Annotated in this window: 5 protein-coding genes; all 5 read left to right on the top strand. The window is 70.6% G+C overall.

What is annotated here, in order from left to right:
* Positions 1-38: 38 nt before the first annotated feature.
* The 5 genes from ACFXKZ_RS11505 (at position 39) to folE (ending at position 6,024) form a co-directional block, all read left to right on the top strand.
* A complete protein-coding gene (locus ACFXKZ_RS11505) occupies positions 39-1,202 on the top strand; it encodes a zinc-dependent metalloprotease (RefSeq protein ID WP_379999000.1) in 1,164 nt (387 codons plus the stop codon).
* 255 nt (positions 1,203-1,457) lie between these two features.
* Entirely contained in the window at positions 1,458-2,438 is a 981-nt protein-coding gene (tilS, locus tag ACFXKZ_RS11510; RefSeq protein ID WP_379999002.1) for a tRNA lysidine(34) synthetase TilS, read from the top strand.
* Between the two features lie 46 nt (positions 2,439-2,484).
* Complete coding sequence (gene hpt / locus ACFXKZ_RS11515; protein WP_078979398.1) at positions 2,485-3,051, top strand: hypoxanthine phosphoribosyltransferase; 567 nt, start codon at positions 2,485-2,487, stop codon at positions 3,049-3,051.
* A 307-nt stretch (positions 3,052-3,358) separates the two neighbouring features.
* Entirely contained in the window at positions 3,359-5,413 is a 2,055-nt protein-coding gene (ftsH, locus tag ACFXKZ_RS11520; protein WP_379999004.1) for an ATP-dependent zinc metalloprotease FtsH, read from the top strand.
* Between the two features lie 2 nt (positions 5,414-5,415).
* Positions 5,416-6,024, top strand: a complete 609-nt coding sequence (gene folE, locus ACFXKZ_RS11525) for a GTP cyclohydrolase I FolE (RefSeq protein ID WP_078976559.1) — start codon at positions 5,416-5,418, stop codon at positions 6,022-6,024.
* Positions 6,025-6,199 lie beyond the last annotated feature (175 nt).

A 6,199-nucleotide genomic window follows, 5' to 3' on the forward strand; every position in this document is an offset into this window, starting at 1 on the left:
CCTCTTTCGGGGCCGCTTCGAGCACGTAACGTGGCCGTATGACGAGCGGCAACGGTGCGGACATGATCGATTGGGACCTGGCCGTGGCGACGGCGAACCGGCTCGTGCGGCCGGGCCCCGACGTCGGGCGGGACGAGGCACGGGCCGTGGTCGCGGAACTGCGCGCACACGCCAAGACGTCCGAGGAGCACGTACGGGCCTTCACCGGACTCGACGCCGGCGACAACGACACCCCGGTCCTGGTGGTGGACCGACCCGGCTGGGCCCGCGCCAACGTACAGGGCTTCCGGCACGTGCTGCGCCCGCTCCTGGACAAGGTGGAGGAGCGCCGCGAGACGATGCCCGGCGGCGCCGCCCTGGGCGCGGTCGGCGGCAAGGTGACCGGCCTGGAACTGGGCACCCTGCTCGCGTTCCTGTCCTCGCGCGTGCTCGGCCAGTACGAGACATTCGCCCCGCAGACCCCGGGCGCGACCGGGCGCGGCCCCGGCCGACTGCTCCTGGTCGCCCCGAACATCGTCCAGGTCGAGCGCGAACTGGGCGTGGATCCGCACGACTTCCGGCTGTGGGTGTGCCTGCACGAGGAGACCCACCGCACCCAGTTCACCGCCGTACCGTGGCTGCGCGACCACCTGGAACAGGAGATCCACGGCTTCCTGGGGCAGACCGAGGTGGATCCGTCCGCCGTGCTCGGCCGGCTGCGCGAGGCGGTCTCCGCGTTCGCCGGCGCGCGCCGCGGCGGGGGCACCGGCGAGGGCGAGGGTGAGGGCGCCTCGCTGGTCGAACTGGTCCAGACGCCCGAGCAGCGCGAGATCCTGGGCCGGATCACCGCGGTGATGTCGCTCCTGGAGGGGCACGCCGACTTCGTGATGGACGGGGTCGGACCGCAGGTCATCCCCACCGTCACGGAGATCCGGGAGAAGTTCGCCGAGCGCCGCGCGCAGGGCACCGGGCGGTTCGACCTGGCACTGCGCAAGCTGCTCGGAATGGACGCGAAGTTGCGCCAGTACCGCGACGGCGAGCGGTTCGTGCGCGAGGTCGTCGGCCGGGTCGGCATGGAGGGCTTCAACCGGGTGTGGACGTCGCCGAACACGCTGCCCACCAAGGCCGAGGTGGCCGACCCGGGCTCCTGGGTGGACCGGGTGCACGGCCGGGCGGGCACGGCCGACGAGGCCGGAGCCGAAGGACCGACCGACGCGGAGTGATCCGGGCGCCCGACCGGACGGTCCCGGCGGCCGGACGCGGCCGGCCGGGACCGGGTCCGGCCGGCCCGCCGGGTGCCGTCCGGTCGATCGTCGGCCCGCCCGCGTCCTCATCCGGGCGACATCCGGCGGTGTCTGCGGCCCGAGTCGCTTCGGGTGACGTAGCGTGGGCAAACCAATTCTCTTCGGCACATCTCGCGGAGGCCGCGACCTCCGCTGACCGGCCGAACCGGACGTGCAAGGAGGTGTCGTCGAGCCGTGGGACCCCATCCCGCCGTGGCCGCCACCAGGCTGGCCGTCCGCAATACCCTGCGCGACCTGCAACCGGGTGCTCTCGTCCTGGTCGCGTGCAGTGGTGGCGCGGACTCGTTGGCGCTCGCAGCGGCCACCGCGTTCGAGGCCCCGCGCGCGGGGCTGCGGGCCGGTGCCATCACCGTCGACCACGGCCTGCAGGCGGGCTCGACCCGTCGCGCCGTGGACCTGGTCGCCCGGCTGGGCGAGCTGGGCCTGACACCGGTCGAGGCGCTCGGCGTCACGGTCGGCACCCGCGGCGGCCCCGAGGGCGCCGCGCGCCTGGCCCGATACACCGCCCTGGACACCGCCGCCCGCACCCACGGCGCCGCGCTCGTTTTGCTCGGACACACCCTGGAGGACCAGGCCGAGACCGTCCTGCTCGGGCTGGCCCGGGGCTCCGGCGCCCGATCCCTCGCGGGCATGCCGCCGCTGACCGGCCACTACCAGCGCCCGTTCCTGGACCTGGGCCGCGACATCACCCGGCAGGCCTGCGTCGCGCAGGACCTGCTGCCCTGGGAGGACCCGCACAACGCCGACCCCGCCTACACCCGGGCGCGGGTGCGGCACGAGGTGCTGCCGGTCCTGGAGAAGGCGCTCGGCCCCGGCGTGTCCGAGGCGCTGGCCCGCACCGCGCGGCTGTTCCGCGACGACGCGGAGGCGCTGGATCAGTGGGCGGACCGGGCCCAGGCCGACGTCACCCACGACGACGGCGAGCTGGAGGTGGCCGGCCTGGCCGAACTGCCCGCAGCGGTGCGCCGCCGCGTGCTGCGCCGCACCGCGGTCGTCGCGGGCAGCCCGTCCGGCGCGTTGTTCGCGCGCCACGTGGAGGCGGTGGAGAAGCTGGTCATCTCGTGGCACGGCCAGGGCCCCATCCACCTGCCCGGGGGCGTCGAGATACGCAGACGGTGTGGCAGGCTTCTCTTTCACCGGCCGGCTCAATCCTGACCGGTGCTCGCGGGGCTCTGTCGACAACTTCGTAGTAAGGCATGTGGTGGACGAGAAGGACATGGGCGCCGACCTCGAAAGGGTCCTCGTCACGCAGGAGGAGATCGAGGCGAAGCTCGTCGAGCTCGCCGAACGGATCGACGAGGACTACCGGGGCCAGGACCTGCTCCTCGTGGGCGTGCTCAAGGGCGCCGTCATGGTGATGGCCGACCTCGCCCGGGCGGTGCACTCGCCGGTCAAGATGGACTGGATGGCGGTGTCCTCCTACGGCTCCGGCACGAAGTCCTCCGGCGTCGTGCGCATCCTCAAGGATCTCGACGCGGACATCGCCGGTCGGCACGTCCTGGTCGTCGAGGACATCATCGACTCGGGTCTGACCCTGTCGTGGATGCTCGCCAACCTCACCTCGCGTGGTCCCGCCTCGCTGGAGGTGTGCGCGTTCTTCCGCAAGCCGGAGGCGGCCAAGGTCGACATCCCGGTCAAGTACGTGGGCTTCGACATCCCCAACGAGTTCGTGGTCGGCTACGGCCTCGACTACGCCGAGCGCTACCGCAATCTGCCGTTCGTCGGCACACTGGCCGAGCACGTATACGGCGGTTCGAAGCCGACCTGACCCGCTCGGGCACTCGGATCACGCCTTCGGGTTTGCGCGATCGACATCCGGTTGCAGCATCCGGGAACAAGGGGAACGTTTCCCCTCGTTGGAGGGTGCGTCGGGGGTCGATCCACGAAGGCGCGCATCGCGAGTGAACGCGCGGCGCGTTGGCGTGCGGACGCCCGGTGTACCGTCTAACGCAACGACATCCGATCAGCACGGGCGACCGTGCCGGGCGATACCGGACAGGCAACGTACCCGGGGGCCATGAGGCGCCCGGGTCAAAAGTCGGCAGGAGGGACGGGGCGTCTGCTGCCCCGCATCGATGGACGTCAAGCGCTATTTCCGCGGGCCGGTCATGTGGATCGCGCTGGCCGTCATTGCTGTGATCCTCCTGATGCAGCTCGTCTCCTCTTCGAGCGGCTTCAAGGGTGTCGACACCGGCAAGGCGATCCAGGCGATCCAGAACGACCAGGTCAAGTCAGCCAAGCTCATCGGCGGCAACGATCAGTCACTCGAGCTCACCCTGATCCCCGGGGTGAAGATCGACAAGCACAACAAGATCAAGACCTCCTACATCGACGAGCAGGGCGTGGAGATCCAGCGCCTGCTCCAGTCGAAGTACGAGCAGGGCAAGATCCAGGACTCGTACACGGTCAAGCTCAGCAAGCAGAGCACGATCGTCAGCATCCTGTTCTCCCTGCTGCCGTTCGTGCTCATCGTCGTGGTCTTCCTGTTCCTGATGAATCAGATGCAGGGCGGCGGCTCCCGAGTGATGAACTTCGGGAAGTCCAAGGCCAAGCTGATCTCCAAGGACACGCCGAAGACGACCTTCGCCGACGTGGCGGGTGCCGACGAGGCGGTCGAGGAACTGCACGAGATCAAGGAGTTCCTCCAGGAGCCCGCCAAGTTCCAGGCGGTCGGCGCGAAGATCCCCAAGGGTGTGCTGCTCTACGGCCCGCCCGGAACCGGCAAGACCCTGCTCGCCCGCGCGGTCGCGGGTGAGGCGGGCGTGCCGTTCTACTCGATCTCCGGTTCCGACTTCGTCGAGATGTTCGTCGGTGTCGGCGCCTCCCGGGTGCGCGACCTCTTCGAGCAGGCCAAGGCCAACGCGCCGGCGATCGTCTTCGTCGACGAGATCGACGCGGTCGGTCGACACCGCGGCGCGGGCATGGGCGGCGGCCACGACGAACGCGAGCAGACGCTCAACCAGCTGCTCGTCGAGATGGACGGCTTCGACGTCAAGGGCGGCGTGATCCTGATCGCCGCGACCAACCGGCCCGACATCCTGGACCCCGCGCTGCTGCGCCCGGGCCGCTTCGACCGGCAGATCGCGGTCGACCGCCCCGACATGCAGGGCCGCTGGGACATCCTCAAGGTGCACGCCAAGGGCAAGCCGGTCACCGACGACATCGACCTCAAGGCCGTCGCCCGGCGCACCCCCGGCTTCACGGGTGCCGACCTGGCCAACGTGCTCAACGAGGCGGCGCTGCTCACCGCCCGCTCCGACGCCAAGCTGATCGACGCGTTGGCGATGGACGAGGCGATCGACCGGGTCGTGGCCGGGCCGCAGAAGCGCACCCGGATCATGAGCGACAAGGAAAAGAAGATCACCGCGTACCACGAGGGCGGCCACGCCCTGGTGGCCCACGCGCTGCCGAACACCGACCCGGTGCACAAGATCACCATCCTGTCCCGGGGCCGGGCGCTCGGCTACACCATGGTCCTGCCGGAAGAGGACAAGTACTCCACCACCCGCAACGAGATGCTCGACCAGCTTGCCTACATGCTGGGCGGGCGCGCGGCGGAGGAACTGGTCTTCCACGACCCGACCACCGGCGCCTCGGACGACATCGAGAAGGCCACCGGCCTGGCCCGCTCGATGGTGACCCAGTACGGCATGACCGAGCGACTGGGCGCGATCAAGTTCGGCAACGACGGTGCCGAGCCCTTCCTGGGTCGTGAAATGGGTCACCAGCGCGACTACTCGGAAGAGGTCGCGGCTATCGTCGACGAAGAGGTCAAGCGGTTCATCGAGACCGCCCACAACGAAGCGTGGGAGATCCTCGTCGAGAACCGCGACGTGCTGGACAACCTGGTGCTGGAGCTGTTGGAGAAGGAGACCCTGGACAAGGCCCAGGTCGCCGAGATCTTCGCACCGGTCACCAAGCGTCCGGCCCGCCCGGCGTGGACCGGCTCCAGTCGGCGTCAGCCGTCCAGCCGCCCCCCCGTGATGACGCCCCGCGAGCTCACGCTCTCCGGCGGCGGCAGCGACAATGGGATTCTCAACGGCGGCGCGACCTCTGCGACGGGCACCACGACGGGGTCCGGTGGGGCGGTAGCGCACCCCGAGCCGCCGTCCGATTCTCCGGAGAACTGAACGTGACGATCGACCCGGTCACCTTCGACGGCCGTCCCGCCGTGGGTGAGTTCGACCAGGATCGCGCCGAGCGCGCGGTTCGGGAGCTGCTGCTCGCGGTCGGGGAGAACCCCGACCGCGAGGGCCTCAAGGACACCCCGGCGCGGGTGGCCAGGTCGTACCGGGAGATCTTCGCGGGACTTCGGCAGGAGCCGGAGGACGTGCTCACCACGACCTTCGACCTCGGCCACGACGAGCTGGTCCTGGTCAAGGACATCGAGGTCTACAGCACCTGCGAGCACCACCTGGTCACCTTCCACGGCGTAGCCCACGTGGGCTACATCCCGTCGGAGGACGGCCAGATCACCGGCCTGTCCAAGCTGGCCCGCCTGGTCGACGTCTACGCCAAGCGGCCGCAGGTGCAGGAGCGGCTGACCACGCAGATCGCCGACGCGCTGGTGAACATCCTGCGCCCGCGCGGGGTGATCGTGGTGGTCGAGTGCGAGCACCTGTGCATGACCATGCGCGGCATACGCAAGCCGGGTGCGCGCACGCTCACCTCGGCCGTACGCGGCCAGTTGTTGAACGCGGCCACCCGCGCCGAGGCGATGAGCCTGATCCTGAGTCGGTAGCGACCCGAGGACACCCGGTCGCGAGCCGACGAGGTGCCGATAACAAGTCGCGACGCAGTAGTCGGGGGGTGGGGGGGGGGGGGGCCCGGCCCCCCCCCCCCGGCGCCCCCCCCCCCCCCCCCCCCCCCCCCCCCCCCGGGGGCCCCCCCCCCCCCCCCCGGGGGGGGCCCGCCCC

This window comes from Embleya sp. NPDC059237 (assembly GCF_042754105.1).
In the GTDB taxonomy this organism is placed as follows: Bacteria; Actinomycetota; Actinomycetes; order Streptomycetales; family Streptomycetaceae; genus Embleya.